Annotated in this window: 22 protein-coding genes; 6 read left to right on the top strand and 16 right to left on the bottom strand. The window is 51.2% G+C overall.

What is annotated here, in order from left to right:
- Window positions 1-9: 9 nt before the first annotated feature.
- Window positions 10-459: a PepSY-like domain-containing protein gene (locus tag B5X72_RS10280; protein WP_176146160.1), complete on the top strand. Its 450-nt coding sequence runs from the start codon at window positions 10-12 to the stop codon at window positions 457-459.
- 11 nt (window positions 460-470) lie between these two features.
- Here B5X72_RS10280 and trpA read toward each other — a convergent pair whose 3' ends face one another.
- The 4 genes from trpA to trpD are packed head-to-tail and all read right to left on the bottom strand — an operon-like array spanning window position 471 to window position 4,103.
- Window positions 471-1,244, bottom strand: coding sequence for a tryptophan synthase subunit alpha (gene trpA, locus B5X72_RS10275; protein WP_079716787.1), 774 nt, complete (start codon window positions 1,242-1,244; stop codon window positions 471-473).
- A 3-nt stretch (window positions 1,245-1,247) separates the two neighbouring features.
- Window positions 1,248-2,432: a tryptophan synthase subunit beta gene (gene trpB, locus B5X72_RS10270; RefSeq protein WP_079716786.1), complete on the bottom strand. Its 1,185-nt coding sequence runs from the start codon at window positions 2,430-2,432 to the stop codon at window positions 1,248-1,250.
- A complete protein-coding gene (locus B5X72_RS10265) occupies window positions 2,425-3,054 on the bottom strand; it encodes a phosphoribosylanthranilate isomerase (RefSeq protein WP_079716785.1) in 630 nt (209 codons plus the stop codon). Before B5X72_RS10265 ends, trpB begins: the two co-directional genes overlap by 8 nt.
- 56 nt (window positions 3,055-3,110) lie before the next feature.
- Complete coding sequence (gene trpD, locus B5X72_RS10260; protein WP_079716784.1) at window positions 3,111-4,103, bottom strand: anthranilate phosphoribosyltransferase; 993 nt, start codon at window positions 4,101-4,103, stop codon at window positions 3,111-3,113.
- 248 nt (window positions 4,104-4,351) lie between these two features.
- On the opposite strand from trpD, the gene B5X72_RS10255 reads away from it, so the two are divergent.
- Both B5X72_RS10255 and B5X72_RS10250 read left to right on the top strand, forming a co-directional pair.
- Window positions 4,352-5,008, top strand: coding sequence for a TatD family hydrolase (locus B5X72_RS10255; RefSeq protein ID WP_217698126.1), 657 nt, complete (start codon window positions 4,352-4,354; stop codon window positions 5,006-5,008).
- Window positions 5,009-5,824 carry a tRNA threonylcarbamoyladenosine dehydratase gene (locus tag B5X72_RS10250; RefSeq protein ID WP_079716782.1) on the top strand — a complete coding sequence of 272 codons (816 nt, stop codon included), beginning with the start codon at window positions 5,009-5,011 and terminating at the stop codon, window positions 5,822-5,824.
- Window positions 5,825-5,924: 100 nt separating this feature from the next.
- Here B5X72_RS10250 and B5X72_RS10245 read toward each other — a convergent pair whose 3' ends face one another.
- From B5X72_RS10245 to B5X72_RS10230, 5 genes are all read right to left on the bottom strand, one after another.
- Window positions 5,925-6,146 carry a DUF2795 domain-containing protein gene (locus tag B5X72_RS10245; protein WP_002996718.1) on the bottom strand — a complete coding sequence of 74 codons (222 nt, stop codon included), beginning with the start codon at window positions 6,144-6,146 and terminating at the stop codon, window positions 5,925-5,927.
- 44 nt (window positions 6,147-6,190) lie between these two features.
- The gene (locus B5X72_RS20770) at window positions 6,191-6,358 is read right to left on the bottom strand and encodes a hypothetical protein (RefSeq protein ID WP_176146159.1); all 168 of its coding nucleotides are present in this window, start codon (window positions 6,356-6,358) and stop codon (window positions 6,191-6,193) included.
- Between the two features lie 8 nt (window positions 6,359-6,366).
- Window positions 6,367-7,125: an ABC transporter ATP-binding protein gene (locus tag B5X72_RS10240; RefSeq protein WP_079716781.1), complete on the bottom strand. Its 759-nt coding sequence runs from the start codon at window positions 7,123-7,125 to the stop codon at window positions 6,367-6,369.
- A gap of 40 nt (window positions 7,126-7,165) precedes the next feature.
- Window positions 7,166-7,828, bottom strand: coding sequence for a lysophospholipid acyltransferase family protein (locus tag B5X72_RS10235; RefSeq protein ID WP_245826911.1), 663 nt, complete (start codon window positions 7,826-7,828; stop codon window positions 7,166-7,168).
- A 101-nt stretch (window positions 7,829-7,929) separates the two neighbouring features.
- Window positions 7,930-9,297, bottom strand: coding sequence for a dipeptidase (locus tag B5X72_RS10230; RefSeq protein WP_079716779.1), 1,368 nt, complete (start codon window positions 9,295-9,297; stop codon window positions 7,930-7,932).
- Between the two features lie 350 nt (window positions 9,298-9,647).
- Between B5X72_RS10230 and B5X72_RS10225 the strand changes: the two genes are divergently transcribed.
- The 3 genes from B5X72_RS10225 to B5X72_RS10215 all read left to right on the top strand — a co-directional run bounded on the left by B5X72_RS10225 (window position 9,648) and on the right by B5X72_RS10215 (window position 14,644).
- The gene (locus tag B5X72_RS10225) at window positions 9,648-12,440 is read left to right on the top strand and encodes an outer membrane beta-barrel family protein (protein WP_079716778.1); all 2,793 of its coding nucleotides are present in this window, start codon (window positions 9,648-9,650) and stop codon (window positions 12,438-12,440) included.
- A 4-nt stretch (window positions 12,441-12,444) separates the two neighbouring features.
- Complete coding sequence (locus B5X72_RS10220) at window positions 12,445-13,224, top strand: GLPGLI family protein (protein ID WP_079716777.1); 780 nt, start codon at window positions 12,445-12,447, stop codon at window positions 13,222-13,224.
- Between the two features lie 103 nt (window positions 13,225-13,327).
- Window positions 13,328-14,644, top strand: a complete 1,317-nt coding sequence (locus B5X72_RS10215) for a PQQ-dependent sugar dehydrogenase (protein ID WP_079716776.1) — start codon at window positions 13,328-13,330, stop codon at window positions 14,642-14,644.
- Window positions 14,645-14,716: 72 nt separating this feature from the next.
- Here B5X72_RS10215 and B5X72_RS10210 read toward each other — a convergent pair whose 3' ends face one another.
- From B5X72_RS10210 to B5X72_RS10180, 7 genes are all read right to left on the bottom strand, one after another.
- Window positions 14,717-16,201: an NADH-quinone oxidoreductase subunit N gene (locus B5X72_RS10210; protein WP_079716775.1), complete on the bottom strand. Its 1,485-nt coding sequence runs from the start codon at window positions 16,199-16,201 to the stop codon at window positions 14,717-14,719.
- 68 nt (window positions 16,202-16,269) lie between these two features.
- Entirely contained in the window at window positions 16,270-17,880 is a 1,611-nt protein-coding gene (locus B5X72_RS10205) for a complex I subunit 4 family protein (RefSeq protein WP_079716774.1), read from the bottom strand.
- Window positions 17,877-19,925: an NADH-quinone oxidoreductase subunit L gene (gene nuoL, locus B5X72_RS10200; RefSeq protein WP_079716773.1), complete on the bottom strand. Its 2,049-nt coding sequence runs from the start codon at window positions 19,923-19,925 to the stop codon at window positions 17,877-17,879. Before nuoL ends, B5X72_RS10205 begins: the two co-directional genes overlap by 4 nt.
- An 11-nt stretch (window positions 19,926-19,936) precedes the next feature.
- Entirely contained in the window at window positions 19,937-20,242 is a 306-nt protein-coding gene (gene nuoK, locus B5X72_RS10195) for an NADH-quinone oxidoreductase subunit NuoK (protein WP_079716772.1), read from the bottom strand.
- Window positions 20,239-20,781: an NADH-quinone oxidoreductase subunit J family protein gene (locus B5X72_RS10190; RefSeq protein ID WP_233632456.1), complete on the bottom strand. Its 543-nt coding sequence runs from the start codon at window positions 20,779-20,781 to the stop codon at window positions 20,239-20,241. Before B5X72_RS10190 ends, nuoK begins: the two co-directional genes overlap by 4 nt.
- Before the next feature lie 6 nt (window positions 20,782-20,787).
- The gene (locus B5X72_RS10185; protein ID WP_079716968.1) at window positions 20,788-21,348 is read right to left on the bottom strand and encodes a 4Fe-4S binding protein; all 561 of its coding nucleotides are present in this window, start codon (window positions 21,346-21,348) and stop codon (window positions 20,788-20,790) included.
- A gap of 38 nt (window positions 21,349-21,386) precedes the next feature.
- Window positions 21,387-22,469 (bottom strand): complex I subunit 1/NuoH family protein, encoded by a 1,083-nt coding sequence (locus tag B5X72_RS10180; protein ID WP_079716770.1) that lies wholly within the window; start codon window positions 22,467-22,469, stop codon window positions 21,387-21,389.
- Window positions 22,470-22,560 lie beyond the last annotated feature (91 nt).

Raw genomic sequence — 22,560 nt, 5'->3', positions numbered from 1 at the left:
TGTATGACCATGAAAAAGTTAGTGTTCAATCTGTGTGTCTTTTTTTTGGCCGGTGTACCGGTAATGGCTCAAAATGCCTCCGTGAACCGTGTGCCCGCAGTGGTGATTAATGCATTTCAACAGCAATTTCCAAAAGCCCGGCAAGTAGAATGGGATCGAAAGCAGGACGGTACTTACGAAGCCGAATTCAATGTTGGTTTAATCGGAAGAGACCAAACGGCGGTCATCAGCCCCGAAGGAAAGGTACTGGTGCATGAGGAAGAAATTGCCTCCAGCTCGCTTCCAGAGGCTGTAAAAAATCAAATAAAGGTTCAATTTGGCGGATACCGTACGGAAGAAGCGAAGAAGATCAGCACGGGCCATGCGGTGGCGTATGAAGTCGAGCTTGAAAACCGGAAGGGCGATTTGAAAGTTCGCTTCAATGCGGACGGTAAAATCCTGAAAGAGCGGATGGACTGATGTCCAATCCGCTAGTCCCGCAGTTGGCGGACAAACCGGGGTATTTTTTCCATGTAGTCTGCCTCGCCGAGTAGCCGGACGAAAGCACTTCCCACAATAGCGCCGTCGGCATAGTCTGTCGCTTGGATAAACGTTTCCTGGTTGGAAATGCCAAATCCGATAACCACCGGATTTTTGAGGCCCATACCGCGGATGCGCGAAAAATATGTTGTGGTATCTTCAGATACCGCCAGGTTTTTGCCGGTGGTGGCCGATGACGAGAGCAGATAAATAAACCCGGTGGATAAGTCGTCGATTTTACGGATCCGCGCTTCCGATGTTTGTGGTGTCACAAGGAAGATATTGCTCAATCCATTTGCTTCAAAGATAGGGCGGTAGTGTTCCTCGAATTCATACATCGGCAGGTCAGGCACAATAACACCGTCTACACCTACAGCCGTGCATGACTTACAGAAGTTTTCCACACCATACTGCAATACCGGATTGACATATCCCATCAGCAGTACCGGTATGGATACCCGCTTACGCAGCGCTTTGAGTTGCTCAAAAAGGATGTGAAGGGTCATGCCGTGACGCAGGGCCGCTTCCGAGCTGTGTTGGATGACAGGGCCGTCGGCGACCGGGTCAGAGTAAGGAAAACCGATTTCGAGGAAGTCAACGCCCGCCTTTTCCAGCGCCTCGGCAATGTCGAGGGTACTGTCGAGTGTGGGGTATCCGGCGGTGAAATAAATGGAAAGTATACGTTTGTCGCCTTTTTTTGCAAATAATTCGTTTATCCTGTTCATGGTTTAAAAGCCAAAATACTTCATGTAATTATCCAAATCTTTGTCGCCGCGGCCAGAGAGGCAGACCACGACACTTTCGTCTTTGCCGAAGGTCATTTTTTCCAGCTGTGCCAACGCATGTGCACTTTCGATTGCCGGGATAATTCCTTCAAGACGGGTCAACAAGAGTCCGGCTTGCATAGCTTCCTCATCCGTAATGGCAGCGTACGTTGCACGGCCTGATTTATGCAGCCAGGCGTGCTGCGGCCCAATACCGGGATAATCCAGCCCCGCTGATATAGAGTACGGTTCAATGACCTGTCCGTCTTCGGTTTGCATCAGGATGGAACGGCTGCCATGCAATACGCCTTCGCGGCCGAGGACGGTGGTCGCTGCTGACTCGCCGGAGTGCACGCCTTTTCCGGCCGCCTCTACAGCCACCAGTCTGACGGAGGGCTCGTCGAGAAAATGATAAAACATGCCTGCGGCGTTGCTCCCGCCCCCTACGCAGGCAACGGCATAGTCGGGAGTTTCGCGTCCGGTTTTTTCGAGCAATTGCTTCCGGGTCTCCGCCGAGATGACCGATTGAAACCGGGCTACCATATCCGGATAAGGGTGGGGGCCCACCACCGATCCGATGATGTAGTGGGTATCCAATGGGTTGTTTATCCAGTCACGCAAGGCCTCATTAGTGGCATCCTTGAGGGTTTTGCTGCCCGAAGTGGCAGCTATCACTTCGGCGCCCATCATCTTCATGCGGGCGACGTTGGGTGCCTGCCGCTCGATATCGATTGCTCCCATATATACCACACATTGCAGCCCTTTCAGCGCACACACCGTGGCGGTTGCCACGCCGTGCTGTCCCGCCCCTGTCTCGGCGATGATACGTTTCTTTCCCAGTCGTTCGGCAAGCAGGATTTGGCCAATGGTGTTGTTTATTTTATGTGCACCGGTGTGGTTGAGATCTTCCCGTTTAAGGAAAATATTCGTGCCGTACCGGTCAGAAAGGCGTCCGGCACGGTACAGCGGCGAGGGCCGGCCTACATAATCCCGCAACAGCTGGTCGAATTCCTGCCGGAAGCTTTCGCTTTGGATAATGGGAAGATAGCTTCGCTGCAGTTCATCCACATTGGGATAAAGCATTTCTGGAATATAGGCCCCCCCGAAATTGCCATAATATCCATTGTCGTTTACCTGATATTTACTCATCGTTGATGTTTTGTAACGTTCGTTTCAGTAATTCAATGTTTTTGATTCCGGGTTCGGTCTCAAATCTAGAATTCAGGTCGAGGGCATACAGCCGATCGTCGCCTAAGCGCACCGCATCATGGATATTGTCGGCGCTCAGACCGCCGCTCAGGAAAAAGGGCTTGCTGGATCGGTAGCCCTCAAGTAATTTCCAATCGAAGCTCATGCCCGTGCCTCCATGCTGAGGGCTTTTGGTGTCAAATAGGTAGTAGTCGGCTACCGCTTCGTATGCCGCTAATGCCGACCAATCAAAGCCATCACTGATGCCGAATGCCTTAATGATTTCGATTCCGAGGTTACGCAATTCAGTACAATATTCGGGCGTTTCGTTTCCATGCAATTGCACCGCTGCCAAGCGGTATTGATGTATCGTTGTTCGTATTCGTTCCAACTGCGCATCGACGAACACGCCTGTCTTTATCGCCGGACCTTGTAGCTCCGCCACCCATGCGGCGTCCAGATCCCCGATGAAGCGTTTAGAGGTGGGGTGGAAGATAAAACCGGCATAATCCGGCTGCAAATCCAACACATCCCGAATGTTTTCCGGGGACTTCAATCCACATATTTTGATTTTTGGGTTCATTTCTTTTTATGCCTTGCGCCGGGCCATAGTTGCCCACTGTGCATATCGCTTCCTACCTATGCTCCATTAACTAACCTGTTAAAACTACCCAAGGCTTTCTTACCCAATAATGATGCCTCTGCTTCGTAGTAACAGTCGCCGAAACTCTTCTCCGGATGGATGGTCTGTATGGCAATCGCCGCATTAGCGAGGACCACGTTGTTTTGTTCCGCAGTACCATCGCCATTGATGACCATAGTAAATATTTTTGCGGCATCCGCTATGGTTTCGCCCCCGTGTATGCTTTGAGCGGATTGCGGCGTAAAGCCAAGTTGCTCAATGGTATAGAAATGTTCCCCATTGTTGGTAACGGTTTTAAAATCGCCTGTCAACGAGATTTCATCATATCCATCAAGTGCATGGAGAATCGTATACTGCTTGTTCGTCTGCTGATAGAGGTAGCCGTAGAGGCGTGCCAGTTCGAGGCTGAATACGCCGACGGATTGGTAGCGGGGGTTCGTGGGGTTCACCAGAGGTCCAATCATATTGAAAAAGGTTTTTACGCCCAACTCACGGCGGATAGGTGCCACGGTTTTCATTGCCGGATGGAACAGCGGCGCATGGAGGAAACAAATGTTTGCCTCATCCAGTTGCCGGTTGATGTCATCCCTGTCGTTCGTAAACCGGTATCCGAGATACTCCATGACATTGGACGACCCGCATCCCGAAGATACGCCATAATTGCCGTGTTTGGCCACAGGATATCCCGCTCCGGCCACCACGAAAGAAGCGAGCGTAGAAATATTAAACGTGTTTTTCCCGTCCCCGCCAGTGCCGCACAGGTCAATTAGCTGATAACCCGGAAAATCCAGTTGCAGGCAAAGATCGTACATCGCATCGCGGAACCCTTCCAGCTCTTCCACCCGAATACTTCTCATCCCATATGCGGTCATAAATGCCGCTATCTGCGAGTTGTTGTATTTTCCTGAAGCGATATGGATCAGTATTTCATACGCTTCACGTTTGGTGAATGTTTTGAATTCGAATAAATGCGCTAGTATCTGTTTCATTTGCAGGTTTCACTGTTGATAACACATAAAAAAAGCCTGCCGATATGGGCAAGCCGCTATATATTTCAGTAACATGATTACTTGTCATAATAGGCGATTGCCACAACATTTAATTGCTGTGCCACCACCAAGTAATATGCTCGTTTTTACAATTCATTTCGTTTGACGCAAATATGCGTTTTTGTTTTGAAAGATGCAAGGAAGTGAAATAAATAGTTGAAATTTGACTCGATTTATAGCGTATGCTTGTGCCTTTTTTTGACATCCATGCTCATCGTGGTGCGCCACATTCGGCCGGCGCCTCGGTAATTTATAATGTCCTGCCGTTGCACGAAAAACCAACGTCGGTAAATACCTGGATCTCCATCGGCCTACACCCTTGGTATCTTACCGAAGAAAACCTGGAACCGCAGATGGATGTATTGGCGGACCGCATCAGTGACACCCGCGTCAAGCTGGTGGGTGAATGTGGCTTCGACCGGCTGCGCGGCCCCGCTATGCCTATCCAGCAAGCCGCCTTCGAGCGGCAGGCCGTACTGGCTGTGAGGCACAATAAGCCGATGATTATTCATTGTGTGCGGGCATTTGACGAGCTACAGTCCTACGGCAAACGCTACGCTGCCAAAGTACCGATGATTGTGCACGGTTTTAACAAGTCGCCGGCCTTGGCTGGCCAGCTATTACGGCAAGGTTTTTACCTTTCGTTTGGTGCGGCAATAATGGAAGAAACCAGCAATGCGGCGAAGACCATCCGGCAGATAGCGCCGCCTTTTTTTCTCGAGACGGATGATAGCGGGGTAAACATACAAGCCATTTATGAGCAAGCAGCTTTTTTGCGCAAAATGGCGTTAGATGACTTGAAAGATATTATTTTTGCCAGCTGGAAAAAAATTCAACTGACTTAAATGATCGATACTAGCTGGTTATCGCGTTCGGCGTTGCTCGTGGGCGATGAGGGAATAGCATTGTTACAACAGAAACACGTATTGGTGGTAGGACTTGGCGGTGTAGGGTCTTTTGCAGCGGAATTTATCTGCCGGGCAGGGGTAGGGGAGATGACCATCGTTGACGGGGATGTGGTCGATCCCTCCAACCGTAATCGCCAACTGCCGGCGCTGGCGACCAACCACGGCGAAAGTAAGGCACGCATCATGGAAGAGCGATTGCTGGCTATTAATCCCGGTCTTAAGTTGCACGTCATACAAGACTTCCTTACCCCGCAGAAATGCCGGGAAATATTAAGCAAACCGTATGACTACGTCATGGACTGCATCGACAGCATCACGCCAAAGGTGACATTGTTGTCCACCGCATTGCATTCGGGCGTGCCAATCGTCAGTTCGATGGGTGCCGGTGGGAAGCTCGATCCCACGATGATACGCGTCACGCGGTTGCCGGAAACCTACCAATGCGTATTTGCGCAGTATGTACGGAAGCGGCTGAAAAAGTTGGCCAATGCCGGTAACGTCAAGGCCGTGTTTTCGGTCGAGGAGGTAAAGCGGGATTCATTAGTGATGACCGACGGCAGCAATTTCAAGCGTTCGGCCTACGGTACGATTTCCTATCTGCCGGCTGCGTTCGGCGGCGTGTGTGCATCGGTAGTTATCCGTGATTTGTTGGACGTTCCGGTAACGATGGTATCCAGGCCGAAACGGATACAACCGAAAAAAGTAAAGACTAATAAACACATCGCAGCGAAGCAAACCCTCGGTATGAGATAAAATTACATCAATTGCCAGTCCGGTTGCCGATTTAGGATGTCGTAATTATCGGTACAAAAACACAACCGCCCCGGACTTTATCGTGCGGGGCGGCTATGTGTCAATATTCATCTTCGTTAAAGAAGAAGTCATCCTTGGTCGGGTAGTCGGGCCAAATTTCTTCTATATTTTCATAAGGCTCACCATCGTCCTCCAGGGCTTGCAAATTTTCGATTACTTCCACTGGAGCACCTGAGCGTATGGCATAATCAATAAGCTCGTCTTTTGTTGCCGGCCAAGGTGCATCTTCCAAATGTGAGGCTAACTCGAGTGTCCAATACATAACTTGTCAATTTAAGTTCCAATTTTGCGCAAAAATATAATATTTCAATTATGATTTTTAAATTTTTTGTCAATATTTTTTAATATTTGTTTAAGCTGTTGGCTAACAGCTGGTTGTTTGGCGTTAAGGCGTTGTTTTTGCGTAAAAAATGCCGCTTTTTCAGCAAAAAGCGGCAACGGGAAACCGTAAAAATGAGGAATAACGCGCGTCAAGTACACGGCTAAATGTTTTCAAAATCGGTTCCTTTTTCCCGTAAAGCAGCGAGCCGTGGCGATACACTTTTGATGTCTTTGTTGGGGTAGTCGTCTTCCACCAGGCCGTCCCGCATGCGGACAATCCGGTGTGCATGTTGCGCAATGTCTTCTTCGTGTGTGACAAGGATGATGGTATTACCGCGGGAGTGGATTTCTTCCATCAGCCCCATGATTTCGATCGACGTCTTCGTATCCAGGTTACCGGTAGGCTCATCGGCAAGGATGATAGACGGGTTATTGATCAAGGCCCGGGCTACAGCCACCCGTTGGCGCTGACCACCGGAAAGCTCGTTGGGCTTATGGTCAACACGGTTTCCTAAACCGACACTTTCTAAGGCCCGTTGTGCCATTTCATCCCGTTTCTTCTTGCTGTATCCGGCGTAAACCAAGGGCAATGCGACATTGTCCAGGGAAGTGGAGCGTGGCAGCAGGTTGAATGTTTGGAATACAAAGCCGATCTCCTTGTTGCGCACTTCGGCAAGTTCATCATCACTCATGTCGCTCACATTGATGCCGTTGAGGATATACTCTCCACGCGTGGGTGTGTCCAGGCAACCAAGGATATTCATCAAGGTCGATTTGCCGGAGCCCGATGGCCCCATGAGAGCAACAAATTCACCTTTATTGATTTCAAGCGTCACTGACTTCAGTGCGTGGATGGTTTCCGAGCCGATGACATATTTGCGTCCGATATCCTTGATTTGAATGAGGGCCTGATGCGACATAAATTTTTCTTTTCCTTAAGACGTACGAATATAGCAAAAGTTACAAGCCTCCAATTTTGACCCAGCGTTTTTTTATCAGCTGGTGGACTTCATCCCGCAGTTGATCGGCTTGGTCCAATCCAAGGCCGGCGGTCTCCACTGGCTTCAGGACTTCGATATCGATGACTCCCGGCCGGCTTCCGTAGGCTTTGGCATCATCCCAGAAAATTTTCCATGCATTGTGGATAATGACCGGTATGATGGGCGCTTGCGTTTCGATGGCTAATTTGAAGGGGCCGTTTTTAAAGTCATACAGGCGGGGCGGGTATTCTTCACCGATATGCCCCTCGGGAAAGATAGCCATACTTCGTCCTTTTCGGAGGTATCCGTCGGCGCGTTTGAACGCCTTGAAGGCGGAGATTTTGCTTTGCCGGTTCAGCGGAATATCGATTGTCTTGAAAAACATACCCGTCACCGGATTGTCCAACAGCTCGATTTTTCCCATGAAGGAAAAATCAGCCGGACAGAGCAACACCAACGCCGTAATGTCCAGGTTGGACGTGTGGTTCGCACAAATGACGTATGGGCGCGACCAATCGATGGACGTTTCAAATCGGAATCTGTAAATTATTCCGACACATACCGAGCTTAAAAAGCCAATGGCCCGGCGGCAACGTGCGATGCTTCGCGAATGGCGTTCGGGATTGCGGGCTAAAAACTTCAATAACGGATAAAAGAGGGCAAAGAAAACTAAAACAGATGCTAAATAGAGGCATCTGTGCATTTTTCTTATCACGTGTATCATCCCCTTCAAGCCCCCCGAAGTTAGCTTAATTCCGCGAAATACTTGTGAAACAGCGGAATCGTTTCTATCCCTTTGAAATAATTGGCGATGTCATACTTTTCGTTGGGCGAATGCAGGTTGTCGCTGTCCAGCCCAAAGCCCATCAGTACGGTTTTCAATCCCAATTCGTCTTCAAACAACGATACGATGGGAATGCTTCCGCCGCCCCGCGTGGGGATAGGTTTCTTGCCAAAGGCCTCCTCAATCGCCTTCTCGGCGGCTCGGTAGGCTGGGCTGTCGGTCGGTGTCACCGCCGGCTGGCCACCATGGTGGGGCGTCACCTTCATGGATACATAGTCGGGTGCGATGCGTTCGAAGTGTTTGGTGAACAGGGCGGTGATGGTGGCTGAATCTTGGTTGGGCACCAGCCGCATCGAAATCTTAGCATATGCCTTTGATGGCAGCACCGTTTTGGCACCTTTGCCGATATATCCGCCCCAGATGCCATTGACTTCAAGCGTGGGGCGTATCCCAGTGCGTTCAATGGTGGAGTATCCCTTTTCGCCCCAAAGTGCCTTTATGCCAAGATCCTGCTTGTATTCATCTTCGTCAAATGGTGCCTCGTTCAGCGCGTTGCGTTCCGCGTCACTGAGCTCAGCTACATCGTCATAAAAGCCGGGGATGGTGATGCGGTTGTTTTCATCATGCAACGAAGCGATGAGTTTGGCCAGGATAGTAATCGGGTTGGCCACAGCACCGCCATATACACCGGAGTGCAGGTCGCGGTTGGGGCCTGTCACCTCCACTTCAAGGTAAGAAAGGCCGCGGAGTCCGGTTTCCAGCGAAGGAGTCTCCAAGCTGATCATCGCTGTATCGGAGATGAGTACCACGTCGGCTGCCAAACGCGCTTTATTGGCTTTTACAAACACGCCCAAGTTATCCGAACCTACTTCTTCTTCCCCTTCAATCATGAATTTGACATTGCAGGCCAGGGTACCTGTCGCTTGCATCAGTTCAAACGCCTTGACGTGCATGTAAAACTGTCCTTTGTCGTCACATGCGCCCCGGGCAAATATTTTGCCATCGCGTACAGTAGGCTCAAACGGTGGGGTCTCCCATAACTCCAACGGGTCCGGGGGTTGCACATCATAATGGCCGTATACCAGTACCGTGGGCTTGTTGGGGTCGATTATTTTCTCGCCGTATACGATAGGATGGCCGGCGGTAGCACATACTTCCACGTTATCGGCCCCCGCATCCCGTAATTTTTGGGCAACGTATTCCGCCGTGTCTCGCACATCGGCTGCATATTGCGGGTCTGCGCTCACGGACGGAAAACGGAGTAACGCAAACAACTCATCCAAAAAGCGCTGCTGGTTCGCTTTCACATATTCTTTGATCTTCTGCATAGTAAGAGGCTTTCCGGCAAACTTAGGTAATTTGCCAAATATAGACAAATAGCAGTCGCTCATGGGGGTACATCAGCGTTCAGATTTCTGTAATTTATGCTGCTTGTTTATGCAACATATTGCCCGCAACTGCGTCAAAAACCTCGGAGCATCGGCTTGATAGCGTTTGCCTGACGTACCGTAGGCGTGGCAATGACTGTTAAAAGATGATAATTTGTTTTGAAACTATTTTTTTAGTTTTATATTTGCGACAGTTGGAAATAGTATACACGATTAGAGGCAGCCTGAAATAATCCAGCACGTAATCAGTAGAAGGTAAGATACCTAATATATGCATTAAACCCCGATTTATGAAGCGATTCCTCGTTACGCTGTTAGCGGTATGTTCATGCTGGTTGTTTTCGGTAGCTCAGGAAGGCTATGCCATCAAAGGTACGGTAGTGGATACGGCATCCAGCATTAAACTGGCCAAATCGTCCATTGTGCTTGTGCACGCCCAGGATTCCATGCTTTCTACGTTTACCCGTACGGACGCGTCGGGCAATTTCCAACTGGAGGGGCTGGATGCAGGTGAGTACATCCTTTTCGCCACGTTTCCCGAGTATGCCGACTATGTGGAGCGGTTTACCTTGGACAGTGCGACCAAGGTGCTGGATTTTGGCAATTTGGGGTTGGTGCTCCGCTCCAAGCTGTTGGAAGAGGTATTGGTCAGTCGCCGGCAGGCCATCACGATTCGGGGGGATACAACGGAATATGATGCCGCCAGTTTCACCATCCAGCCCAATTCGAAGGTGGAAGATTTGCTCCAGCAATTGCCGGGTATCCAAGTCGATCAGGATGGCAAAATCACTGCCCAAGGGCAGACGGTCAATAAAGTATTGGTGGATGGCGAGGAGTTTTTCGGTGATGACCCGACCTTGGTCACCCGAAATCTTCGCGGCGACATGGTTGATAAAGTACAGCTTTATGACAAACGGAGCGACCAAGCCGAGTTTACTGGGGTAGACGATGGCGAACGGTCGAAAACACTCAATATCGTCCTTAAGGAAGATAAGAAGACGGGGCATTTTGGTAAAGTAGATGCGGGTGTTGGCAATAAAGACTTCTACCAAGGCCAGGCGATGTTCAACCGTTTCAATAATAAGCAGCGGTTTTCGGCATTCGGCACGCTCGGCAACACGGGGCGGACAGGGTTGAGCTGGCAGGATGCCGACCGCTATTCGCCATCCGGCAGTACGAGCTTGATGGAAGACGGTGGCATCATGATTATGATAACGGGCGGCCAGGACGATATCGAATCCTGGGGCGGCCGGTATGACGGCCGTGGAATTCCCTCTGCGTTGAACGGGGGCGCGTTCTACAGCAACAAGTGGAACGACGGTAGGCAATCCATCAACGGGAACTATAAAATCGGCGAACTAAGCGTCGAAGGCACCAACAATACCATCACGCAAAATAACCTGCCCACGGGGACCATCAATACCGTCTCCGACGAGGCGTTCGATCGCCGGATATTCCGGCAGCGCGGCGGAGCTATCTTTGAAACACAGTTTGATTCGACCTCCACGTTGAAAGTGACTGTGGACGGGACCCTCCGAAAGGGCGAGACCAGCGGGTTCAACCAGTCGACGGGTACCGACGGAACAGGCGGCATGCTCAATCAGTCGATGCGCCGTACCACCAATGATACCGAAGGACTCAGCGCTTTCGTGACCGCATTGTGGACCAAAAAGCTCCGGAAACAGGGACGGACACTCTCTTGGGAACTCAACGAAACGATCGAGCAAAGCAACGCACAGGGATTTTTGTATTCGGAAAACACGTTCTATGAACGTGGTACGGTAGATAGTGTTTGGATAATCGATCAGCTCAAGATCAACGACAACAACAGCATGGTGTTCAATTCCAATGTCACCTATTCCGAACCCCTCTCGCAGGCACTTGCCTTGGTCTTGAATTATCGCCTCACAGCAAGCAACGGCACGTCAGTGAGGCAATCGTTCAATCCGGTGGGTGCCGGCAATTACGTGGACCTGGATTCCTTATTCAGCAACGATTTTAAACTCAATCAACTGTCAAACCAGTTCGGAGCCATCGTTAATTTCAAAAAGGGCAAATCTACGGTCAATTTCGGGACACGGATCAGCAGGGTTCGGTTTGATCAGACGGATCGGTATGCTGATAGCCGCTTCGAACGCAATTTCACCAATCACAATCCGCAATTGCGGTGGCAATATCGGTTTTCCCAGCAGAAGTCGTTTACGCTATCTTATAACGGCAACAATACACAACCGTCTATCAATCAAATCCAGCCTGTGCGGGTGAACGATGATCCCATGAACATCGTACTCGGCAACCCGGATTTGAAACCGTCGTACACCAACCGCTTCAACGTATCGTACAATTCATTCAAAGTGCTCGGCAATCAATACGTATTTTTTTCGGGGAGCTTTTCCAACACGCACAACCCAATCGTCAGCAACACGTTTACCGACTCGGTAGGCCGCAGCACGTTCCAGTATGCAAACCTGGATAATCAATCGCCCATCAATTATTTCTTCTATTCAAACTTCAGTAAGAACCTGAAAAAATGGAATCTCAATGTCGGTGCCGGACTCAATATGAATGGCAACGTCTATTATAACCTGACCAACGGCGAATTGAATAAGACCCAAAGCTCGAGCTACGGCGGAAGTGTCAATATCCGGCAGTACATCCAAAATAAGTATGATTTCTTCATCAATTTCGGCCCAACCTATACCCATGGCGAATCATCGTTGCAACGGCAGCAAAATAACAATGGTTGGGGGTTAAACGGTAACTACACTTTCAATGTTTACCTGCCCTGGAAGTTTCAGATTACATCCGATGGCCAATATACCTATACGGCGGCCACCCAGTCATTTGATGAAGAGTTTGAACGGTTTATTATCAATGCATCGGTCAGCAAGAAGTTCCTGAAAGATGAGACACTCCGCCTTTCCGTGGGGGTCAACGACCTGCTTAAGCAAAACGTGGGCTTTAGCCGTTATGCCAGCAACAACATGCTTTCGCAGAACAGCTATACGACCATTACACGCTACCTGATGTTCTCCCTTACATGGGATTTCAATAAGATGGGCGGCGTATCCATACAAAATTAGCGATATGAAGAAGAATACGTTTCACTTGTTGGCCTGTTTAGTTGTATTCATGACTGTATCCCAGCCGCTGCGGGCGCAGTACGCCCGCTTTGTCGAGAGCGGTGTCGTCGAATTCGAAAAACGGGTCAATATGTACGCGAAAATCAAAAGCCGGATAGGCGACAACTCATTCATGGAACAGGCTTTCGAACAATACCGGAAGACCAATCCGCAGTTCAAATCGTTCAAATACAGCCTGGCCTTCGCGGATGGAAAAACACGGTTTTGGCCCCATGCCGCGCCGGGTTCCAGTACCGGGTTCCTTGGCAATGATCCGTCTGTTGATATGGCTAATACTATTGTTACGGACTTGATTGCCGGACAAAGTATCAGCCAGAAAAGTGTTTACGAGGAAACCTACCTGATTACGGATAGCACGAGGCGCATCCAGTGGCGGCTTACCAATGAGACCCGGGAGATTGCGGGGTACGAATGCCGGCGGGCCAATGCCCTGGTGCTGGATTCCGTTTACGTGGTTGCTTTTTATACCGATCAGATTCCGGTGACCGGAGGTCCCGAATCATTTACCGGCTTGCCCGGTTTGATCCTGGGCATAGCCCTTCCCTATGAAAATACCACCTATTTCGCGACCAAAGTGGACGATCGGCCGGTGTCGGCGAAAGAACTGGAAGCCCCTAAAAAGGGCAAGGCCGTTGACTACCGCGAATTGCGCACCCAACTCGAATCAAGCCTGAAAAACTGGGGCGATCGTGCGCAGGCTATCCTGAAAGCTATCCTGTTGTAGTACTAACCACTGCCAGTTTCCGTCAAATCCGCAACGGAAAGACAAACATTTGCGATAGCCAGTTGTTGGCTACGATGTAATCAAGCATTAGGTAAATCGCAATATGAAGAAGTCACCCAAATTATTGTCTGGCACGTTTTTCAGGTTTTTTGTCTGCTGTATGGCAGTATCTGCTTATCCGATTTCGAGTGCATTTACGCAGGAAGTTGTCGAGTATGGGACGGATGTAACGCTGCCGCAGCCGATGGCGACGCCGTCGGCAACCAAGTTGTCCAAGGTTGTTGGTTGGCCGGAGGGGCAGAAGCCGACCGCCCCGGAAGGCTATCGGGTCGTAAAGTTTGCCGATAAGCTGAATAGCCCGCGATGGATTTACCAAGCACCGAATGGCGACATTTTTGTGTCAGAAGCGCGCACGGTGAAACGTGGTGCCGAACGCATCAAAGATTTGGTCAGCGGGAAAGCCAAATCCCGAAACGAAAACCTGGCGGTCAGCTCGCATCAAATCATTCTCCTCAGGGATACGGACGGCGATGCCAAACCCGACTTGCAGCGCGTTTATCTGGACGGCTTGAACCAGCCCTTCGGTATGCTTGTACTGGGCGACTATTTCTATGTAGCAAATACCGATGGGCTGTGGCGGTTCCCCTATGACCCGGAAGCATCGAGTATCGTGGCCGAAGGGGAGAAGCTGCTGGCGCTGCCGGCTGGCGGATATAACAACCATTGGACACGCAATATCGTTGCCAATGCCGATGGGAGCAAAATTTATATTTCGGTCGGATCCGGCAGCAATGTGGGTGAAAACGGCATGGAGCATGAAGTCCGGCGGGCAAACATTATCGAGGTCGCCCCGGATGGCACGGGCGAACGTATCTTCGCATCGGGCCTGCGCAATCCGGTAGGTATGGATTGGGAGCCGCAAAGCGGCGTACTTTGGACAGCCGTCAATGAGCGCGACGAACTGGGCGATGCGTTGGTGCCGGATTATATCACAGCTGTACAGGAGGGCGGTTTTTACGGATGGCCCTATGCTTATTGGGGCAAGCATCCCGACCCGAATTGGAAAGGACAACATGAGGATTTGGTTGCCAAAAGCATTGTGCCAGATTATGCCCTGGGATCACATACGGCATCGCTGGGACTGGCTTTCAGCAAACATGAAGGATTCCGGTCGGGTGCTTACATCGGCCAGCATGGGTCGTGGAATCGCTCCGAATTGGTGGGCTATAAAGTCGTCTACGTACCTTTTGATAATGGCAAGCCGACCGGTATGCCGGAGGATTTTCTCTCCGGGTTCATCGCCGATGCGGAAAAAGGCGAGGTATATGGCCGTCCGGTGGGCGTGACCTTCGCGCAACAAGGCTACCTGTTGGTGACAGACGATGCCGCCAATACCATTTGGGCGGTAGTGCCGGAATAACGGACTCTTACACGCTGCTTTATGCTGTCAGAATAAAAAGCGATGATGTGTTGGCCAAGCATACAGGCAAAGTTAGGCCATCAACCAACTCGGGAAAATGCCCAGCAGCAATACAGCCGCGGCCATAAGTAGGGCCAGGCCAACGACAATGGGGTGCGCGGGCAGGGTCTTCCTTTCCTGCTCTGGTTGCCGTAGAAATGCATGCAATGGCACCTTGAAGTAATAAAAGAGAGAAATGACGGTAGTAAGCGCGCCAACGATGAGCAGCAACAGCATGCCGGCGTTGCCCGTCAGCTGCCAATTGTTGAATACCGCACTGAATACGAGTAGTTTGGCGACGAACCCTGCGGTGGGGGGTAGACCGGTAAGCGATATCAGCAGGATGACGAAGCTGACGAAGGCCGCGGGAAGTACCTTACCCAATCCGCGGTACTCGTCGACGTCGACTGCACCCGTGCGTGCTTCAATGTAATCGGCGAGCATGAATACGCCCATATTCATCAGCGCATATACAGCAAGGTAAAACAGGAGAATGGCAAATTCCCCGGATGAGTAGGCCAGTACCGCCATCATGAGAAAACCGGTATGGCCGATAGAAGAGTAAGCCATCATCCGCTTCACGTTGGTTTGGCGCAGCGCGGCGAGGTTGCCAAGCAGCATAGTCACGATAGCCGATACCAATATCAGGGTATGTAAGTACTGGAAAGCATTGCTGTCTGCAGGCCAGGCATAGCCTATTCGCGCCAGCAAAGCAATGCCGGCAATTTTCGGCGCGGTGGAAAGGAACGCCGTCACAGGCGTAGACGCCCCCTGGTATACGTCGGGGGTCCAGAAGTGGAAAGGCACAAACGACAGCTTGAACCCGATGCCTGTGAAGACGAACAGCAACGCCGTAGCAACGAGCAGGGGAGCGGTACCTTCCAGTCCTTGGATATGGGCGGCTGACGTAAAATTGAGATCGCCCGTGAAGCCGTACATAAATGATAGGCCGTATAGCATCACGGCGGAACATACCGAACCAAATAGCACGTACTTCATGGCGGCTTCGGTCTGCCGGGCCTCCTTGGCGAGGTATCCCACCATGAGGTAAGAACCGATGGACGCCATTTCTATAGCCACGAAGACCATCAGCCAATTGGTGGCCACTCCCATGAGATTGAGGCCGATATGTACGGCCAGCAAGATGCTGTACAAATCGGACGTCTTCTTCCGATGTGCGTTGAATCCCGGATTTGCTTTTGCAAACAGTACGAACAGCAAGCAAACGGCAGCGGTCAGCAGACGGGCATAACGGCCAAAGGCATCCATCGTCGCCATCCCGAACAGCAGATTGTCGACAGCGGGTAATGCCAGTTGCCAGGCGCTGCACACCCCGGCAAGCACAATGCCAACCGTGGTGACGGCAAACGAGGCGTGCCGCCAATAACGGTCGGCAAACAACCCGGCACCTATGCCTGTAAGGAACGTTGCTGTCAGGACCAGTTCGGGCAGCAGCATCGGCAGCCCTGCGAGGACATGGTCCAGTTTGTTGCTTATATTGGGTAAAAGCTCGGTCATTATATGTCTTTACAGCTTACAGTCCAAGTTTATGGCTTAGCGCCTAAGCTCACAACCTATTAGTCGTTTCAATGATCTACTCCTGTTACCAGCTCCACCAGCGCCAATACCGATGCGTTGATGTTATCCAAGGCTAAGGCCGGACATACACCCAATGCCAGCGTCAGGGCAAGCATCGGCACCATGACGAATGTCTCGCGCGGGGAGGCATCGGAGAGGGCTGCCACCCACGCGTTGCCACCCTTGACACGGAGCTGCCCAAAAAACATTCGTTGCAGCGTCCAAAGGAAATATACCGCACTAAGCAGGATGCCAATCGATCCGCCAATGGCCATCCATCGTGGCAGCAGACCATGCAAACCCTCAGCGTTGAATGCCCCGATGATAACGAATGCCTCCCCAATGAATGCCGAGAAACCGGGTAGCCCCAGTGATGCGAAGAATGTGATGGCCACAAATACCGTAAACCGGGGCATCAGGCTTGCAAGCCCCCGGAAATGGTAGATATCGCGATCGTGCACGCGGTCGTACAGCATGCCGACGAGAAAAAACAGCGCCGCCGACAGGAAGCCATGGCTGATTAGCTGGAATACTGCCCCAGCAGTGCCTTCCACGGTGAAGGAGGCTATACCGAGCATTACGAAACCCATATGCGACACAGACGAGTAGGCGATCATGCGCTTCAGGTCGCGCTGGCCCAGGGCGACCAATGCCCCATAGATGATGGATACCACGCCGATGAGCCCCAACCACCAAGCAGACTGCAATGCGGCATCAGGGAAAATGCTGAAGCAAACCCGCAGGATACCGTATCCGCCGATTTTGAGCAAGATCCCCGCAAGGATGATGGAAATGGGCGTAGGCGCTTCGACGTGTGCATCGGGCAGCCAGGTGTGCAGTGGTACCACAGGTACTTTAATGGCAAAGGCGACGAACAAAACGATGAAGCCGAGCAACCGGGCCGAGATGCCGAACAATTCCCGCTGGGTAAAGGCCGAAAAGATGGAATCGGGGGCATAATTAGCCGGATTCATCATGTACAACATGTTGAACGTGTGGGCGCCGGTATCCGGATTGGTCACCGAGAAATAAAGCCCCACAATGACCAAAAGCATAAATACCGAACCAAATAAGGTATACAGGAAAAATTTGATCGCCGCATATTCGCGCCGCGCGCCGCCCCAAATGCCGATGAGGAAATACAAGGGAAGCAGCATCAATTCATAAAAGACGTAAAACAGGAAAAAATCGAGGGCGGAGAATACGCCCATCACGGCCATATCCAACACCATCAGGAGGATGAAATAACCTTTTACACGCTTTTGAATGTCCCATGAAGCACCTATTGCGATGACCATCACGAACGCTGTAAGGAAAAGAAACGGCATGGAGAGGCCATCGACGCCGACATAATAGTCGATTTCCAACAGGCCAAGGCTGCCCATGTCCAACCGTATCCAAGGCACATGATCGACAAACTGGTATAATCTTTCTTCCGTAATGCCGGATCCCTTGGGGTGAAACAACCAATACATTGCCCCGCTCAATAGCAATTGAAGGAGCCCGGTGATTAATGCGATGTATTTATAAACAGTCTTTTTGGTTGATGGCACAAGCATCATCAACATGGCGGCAGCCAGCGGCAAAAAAATCAGTATGGTCAATAAATGCGGGTTCATGCTTGCGCGAATATAAGATAAAGCAAAATCAACAGAATAATAAAAAATACCAGGGCAAGGTATTGCTGTACCCTGCCGGTCTGTGAACGTCTCAGCACATTGCCGGCACCCCAGGCCAGCTTACCCACCAGGCGGACGGCGCCATCCACGATGTGCCGGTCTATCCATGTGGTTATGCCTGCGAGCGCCCGTCCCGCAGCCGCTATACCGTTTATGATGCCATCCACCACATGGCGATCCGTCCACCACAGCAGGGCCGACAATTTAAGCAGCGGACGGACAATGGCAGCACCGTATAGCTCGTTTACATAGCCTTGGCGTTCGGACAGCCGATACAACGCTCCTGTAGTGTTGAGTGGATAATGCCCGCGGATATACCAGCGCCAAACGACCACAGCCACGATTATTGTTGTTATTGTTGCCAAGATGGGCACAAGCAGGTGCAACAGGCGGAGTGGCGGCAATGTAGGCAATTCCGCGGCGATGCCTTGCAGCAGCCAAACCTGTCCATCATTCAGCGGATTAAACGTGAATAAAGGAAAAAGCGAGCAAAACGCGAGGAACACCATGGGTACCAGCATCTGCCGAGGGGCTTCATGCGCGCTGACACCCTTGTTGGCCAATATGGCGGCCGGCCGTGCAAAGAACACCTTAGCTAATAAACGGAAAATATAAAAGCTGGTCAGTATGCTCACGATGGCAAGCACATAAGGGATGGCACTGACAGGCCCCCGTTGCAGGGCGGCCCATTCAAAGGCATGCACGAGCAGGGCATCCTTGGAAAGATAGCCAGCGGTCAGCGGGAAGCCGACCAACGCAAGTGATGCGATGAGCATGGTAGCAAACGTTATAGGCATCCGCTTGCGCAGGCCGCCCATATTCCGGATATCCTGTGGGTCGATGGCCAGCCCATGTTTTTCCTTCATGTGCTGCATCTCGTGGATGATGGCACCCGCTGCCAGGAAAAGCAAGCATTTAAAAAAAGCGTGGGTGACAAGGTGAAACAGCGCGATGTGGTACATGCCGATACCGATACCGGACATCATGAAACCCAGTTGTGAGATGGTTGAAAACGCCAGAATTTTTTTGATATCGTATTGGGTCAGCGCAAAATAGGCCGCGACGAAAGCCGTAATGGTGCCGGTGGTGGCGATAACCAGCAACATCGCTTCGTTGAACAACGGAAACACCCGGGCGAGCAGGAAGACGCCGGCGGCCACCATGGTAGCTGCGTGGATGAGTGACGACACGGAGGTAGGCCCCTCCATGGCATCCGGCAACCATACATGGAAAGGGAATTGTGCCGACTTGGCCATAGCACCGAGGAAAAAAGCAAATCCCGCGACGGTGAGCCAGCCGGCTGTGACGGTGCCTTTCCCGTTGGCAGCCGGTATATCAGCCCCGGCAGGCGCAGCAAACACCCCTTGCGGGCCAAAAAGCGCCTGGACGTCCAGTGTGCCAACACTGCTATAGACCATGGCAATGCCTACGAGAAATCCGATATCACCGACACGGTTTATAATGAATGCTTTTTTGTTGGCATGGGCCGCCGCATCCCGGGTATACCAGAAGCCAATGAGCAGGTAGGAAGCAAAGCCTACAAGTTCCCAAAATATGTACATCAGCAACAGGTTGTCGGCCACCACCAGTCCAAGCATGGCAAAACAAAATAAGCTTAAGTAAGCCCAGTACCGGTGGATGCCCGGGTCGCCTTTCATATAGGCAAAGGAATAGGCGTGGACCGGCAGCGCGATAAGGCAGACCAGTAGGAGCATCAGCACAGCGGCATTGTCCAAAAGTAGACCTACATGAAACGCATGCTGGCCTATCGTAAACCAATGCCAGCGTACGTGGATAGGATCATGGCCCCATACCTGCGCGAACGCATATCCTGCAGCCAGGAGGCTGAGGGAGATGGCAACGATGGCCACGGTTCCATGTCTGGCTTTTTTGCCCAGTGCGATGGAAAGGAGAAAACCCGCGAAAGGCAACAACACCGCCGATAAGGCAGCCAACAGCGGATATGTCAGTGTGAGGTTAGGCAATGTCGTTTTTGTTAATCTTTTAAGTTTCTAATGTCCTCGGGGTTGACCGATTTGTAAAATTTATATACATTCAGGATGATGGCCAATGCGACGGCTACCGCTGCCGCAGCCAGTACGATGGCAAAAAGCGCAAAAACCTGTCCACCATAGAACGCTTTATCATAGCGGCTGAAGGCCACAAGGTTCACAATCGCCGCATTAATCATCAGTTCAATGCCTACCAATACCAAGATCGCATTGCGGCGTGCCAAAACGGCATAAAGGCCGATTGAAAACAGGCAGGCACCGACGACCAGGAAGTGCGTGAGTGTAATCATGGCGTCTCCTCCTTTCGAGTCAGGTGGGCCGCGCCGATTAAGGCCATCATCAGGAGTATGGAGACCACTTCAAATGGCAGCAGGTATTGGGTCATCACCTGTACACCGATGTGTTGCACAGTGTTGTCCCCCGGTTGGATGGTCGTCCCCGCCGTTTTGGAAGCGGTTATCCAGGCAGGTTCATCCGCACCAACCTGTATGGCGGTATGGATTAATATCGCAAGGAAGGAAACCGCAATCAACAGCGCTTGCCACACCGGCATCGCGAAGAAGTGGGATACACCACGCTGGAGCTGGTTGAGCAACTCCTTATTAGAAAGCATGAAAGCAAACAGCAGTAATACCAATACACCACCCACATAAATAAGCAGTTGTGTGATAGCGATGAAGTCGGCCAAGGCAAAAACGTATAAACCCGCTACCGAGAAAAGGACGATAAAAAACAAGAATAGCGCACGGGCAATATTACGCATACTGACCAACAAGATGGCCGAACCGATTGCCATGGCTGCAAAGCCGTAAAATACCAGTGTTTCCATAGCCAGCTATTTCCTTTTTGCCGCCTCCTTTTCGGCCTGGAATAGGGACCATTCCCGTTTTTTTTCTTCTACCTCCTGGGGGCTCATCTCCGCAAAGGAATAGGTCAGTTCCGCCAGATTGGTCATACTGCGATCGTATAGGTCCGTCATGGTGATGCATTCCGTGGGACATACCACCGTGCATAGTCCGCAATACATGCATTTGGCCATGTCGATATCAAATTTGGCAGCATATAAGCGTTTGACGCTACCGTCGGAAGTTTTACCGATGACGCCTGTGGCTTTGACAGATTCGATGGTGATGCAGTCTACGGGACAGGCCTTGGCGCATAGGTCGCAGACAATGCAGTCGTCTATCTCCACATCAAGTTGGTAGCGGGCTACTTCGGGGATAGGCATCTTCTCCTTGGGGAATTGTACCGTGGTAACCCCTTCCTGTTTGTCGAAATAACCTGCCTTACGTATGTCCAGCGCATGGCGAGACCTGCGCGCGCCGATGAAGTGCGCCAGCGTGATAGCTAATCCCTTCGCTGCGGTAATGAATGCTTGTAAGGTCGTTTTGAACATTTTTTTAAATTTTTTGTGGTGGGAGGGCCAGTTCCCAATCACCCACCAACGATCACCCACACCCGCCATATCCCCGAAAGGGCCATACAGAGGAACGCCAATGGAGTAAGCACCTTCCAGCAAAGCGCCATAAGCTGGTCAGCCCGCAGGCGGGGTAAAGTCCACCGAATCCACATTTGGAGGCCCACGACAAGTAACGTCTTGATGAGTGTCCAGAAAATCCCCCAAGCCAGCCCCGTGGTCCAATCTGCCAGCTTCACCGTCCCGATGTTGGGTAATGGTGTATTCCATCCGCCAAGAAAGACCGTCACGCCAATCATGGCTACCAGAAACATCATGGCATACTCCGCCAGAAAAATAAACGCGAACCGCAGGCCGCCATATTCGGTATGGAAGCCCCCGACCAATTCGGATTCGGCTTCGGGAATGTCAAACGGCGCGCGGTTGCATTCTGCAAGCGAAGCGATGAAAAAAATAACGTATGCAAGTAAAAGGTGCGGAGCTTGGAAGATGTTCCAAGCCAGTATACCGCCGATGTGGCTGACATCCCAGAGCCCGAGAAACAGGATGCGCTCATCTTCAACCATAATACCTTGTTGGCGTGTGATTTCCTGCATATCAAGTGTCTGCGCGATCATTACGGCGGCAATCAATGCGATGCCGGCGGGAATCTCATAGGAGATGATCTGCGCCACAGCCCGCATGGAGCCAAGCAGTGAAAACTTATTGTTGGATCCCCATCCGGCCATCAGGAGGCCGATGGCATCAACCGAAACGATGGCCAACCCATAAAAAAGCCCCAAATGAAGTGCTGCCGGGGCAATGCCCGGTGCCCAAGGCATCACGACAAAACCCAAAAAAACGGCAGCGAAGATGACAACAGGCGCTACGCTGAACAATATGCTGTCGGCTGCCGAAGGCGTGATAAATTCCTTTTGGATAAGCTTGAGGATATCGGCCAAGGTTTGTAGGCTGCCGTACTTGCCCGTTTCCATCGGACCGAGACGATCCTGGACGAAGCCGGCTATCTTGCGCTCGCTGTATACCGCAAATAAGGTGAAAAGTGCAATGAACCCAAATAATGCGATTGCGACAATGATGTATGTAATATAGAAGACCACGTTGCTTTACACGCTAAAACATTCGTGCAAACATAAGGAATTGGCCCGATAATACGCAGCGGGACGCTAGATTATTTTGAATGATTCTAAG

This window comes from Parapedobacter luteus (assembly GCF_900168055.1).
GTDB classification, from domain to species: Bacteria; Bacteroidota; Bacteroidia; order Sphingobacteriales; family Sphingobacteriaceae; genus Parapedobacter; species Parapedobacter luteus.
Note: the sequence above shows the minus strand (reverse complement) of the source record. Positions and strands in the feature narration are given on the sequence as shown.

What these genes read in the sequence shown, in the direction of transcription:
- B5X72_RS10280 (WP_176146160.1), top strand. Translation starts at nt 10, where the DNA reads ATGAAAAAGTTAGTGTTCAATCTGTGTGTCTTTTTTTTGGCCGGTGTA.
- trpA (WP_079716787.1), bottom strand. Translation starts at nt 1,244, where the DNA reads ATGAACAGGATAAACGAATTATTTGCAAAAAAAGGCGACAAACGTATA.
- trpB (WP_079716786.1), bottom strand. Translation starts at nt 2,432, where the DNA reads ATGAGTAAATATCAGGTAAACGACAATGGATATTATGGCAATTTCGGG.
- B5X72_RS10265 (WP_079716785.1), bottom strand. Translation starts at nt 3,054, where the DNA reads ATGAACCCAAAAATCAAAATATGTGGATTGAAGTCCCCGGAAAACATT.
- trpD (WP_079716784.1), bottom strand. Translation starts at nt 4,103, where the DNA reads ATGAAACAGATACTAGCGCATTTATTCGAATTCAAAACATTCACCAAA.
- B5X72_RS10250 (WP_079716782.1), top strand. Translation starts at nt 5,009, where the DNA reads ATGATCGATACTAGCTGGTTATCGCGTTCGGCGTTGCTCGTGGGCGAT.
- B5X72_RS10245 (WP_002996718.1), bottom strand. Translation starts at nt 6,146, where the DNA reads ATGTATTGGACACTCGAGTTAGCCTCACATTTGGAAGATGCACCTTGG.
- B5X72_RS10240 (WP_079716781.1), bottom strand. Translation starts at nt 7,125, where the DNA reads ATGTCGCATCAGGCCCTCATTCAAATCAAGGATATCGGACGCAAATAT.
- B5X72_RS10230 (WP_079716779.1), bottom strand. Translation starts at nt 9,297, where the DNA reads ATGCAGAAGATCAAAGAATATGTGAAAGCGAACCAGCAGCGCTTTTTG.
- B5X72_RS10225 (WP_079716778.1), top strand. Translation starts at nt 9,648, where the DNA reads ATGAAGCGATTCCTCGTTACGCTGTTAGCGGTATGTTCATGCTGGTTG.
- B5X72_RS10220 (WP_079716777.1), top strand. Translation starts at nt 12,445, where the DNA reads ATGAAGAAGAATACGTTTCACTTGTTGGCCTGTTTAGTTGTATTCATG.
- B5X72_RS10215 (WP_079716776.1), top strand. Translation starts at nt 13,328, where the DNA reads ATGAAGAAGTCACCCAAATTATTGTCTGGCACGTTTTTCAGGTTTTTT.
- B5X72_RS10210 (WP_079716775.1), bottom strand. Translation starts at nt 16,201, where the DNA reads ATGACCGAGCTTTTACCCAATATAAGCAACAAACTGGACCATGTCCTC.
- B5X72_RS10205 (WP_079716774.1), bottom strand. Translation starts at nt 17,880, where the DNA reads ATGAACCCGCATTTATTGACCATACTGATTTTTTTGCCGCTGGCTGCC.
- nuoK (WP_079716772.1), bottom strand. Translation starts at nt 20,242, where the DNA reads ATGATTACACTCACGCACTTCCTGGTCGTCGGTGCCTGCCTGTTTTCA.
- B5X72_RS10190 (WP_233632456.1), bottom strand. Translation starts at nt 20,781, where the DNA reads ATGGAAACACTGGTATTTTACGGCTTTGCAGCCATGGCAATCGGTTCG.
- B5X72_RS10185 (WP_079716968.1), bottom strand. Translation starts at nt 21,348, where the DNA reads ATGTTCAAAACGACCTTACAAGCATTCATTACCGCAGCGAAGGGATTA.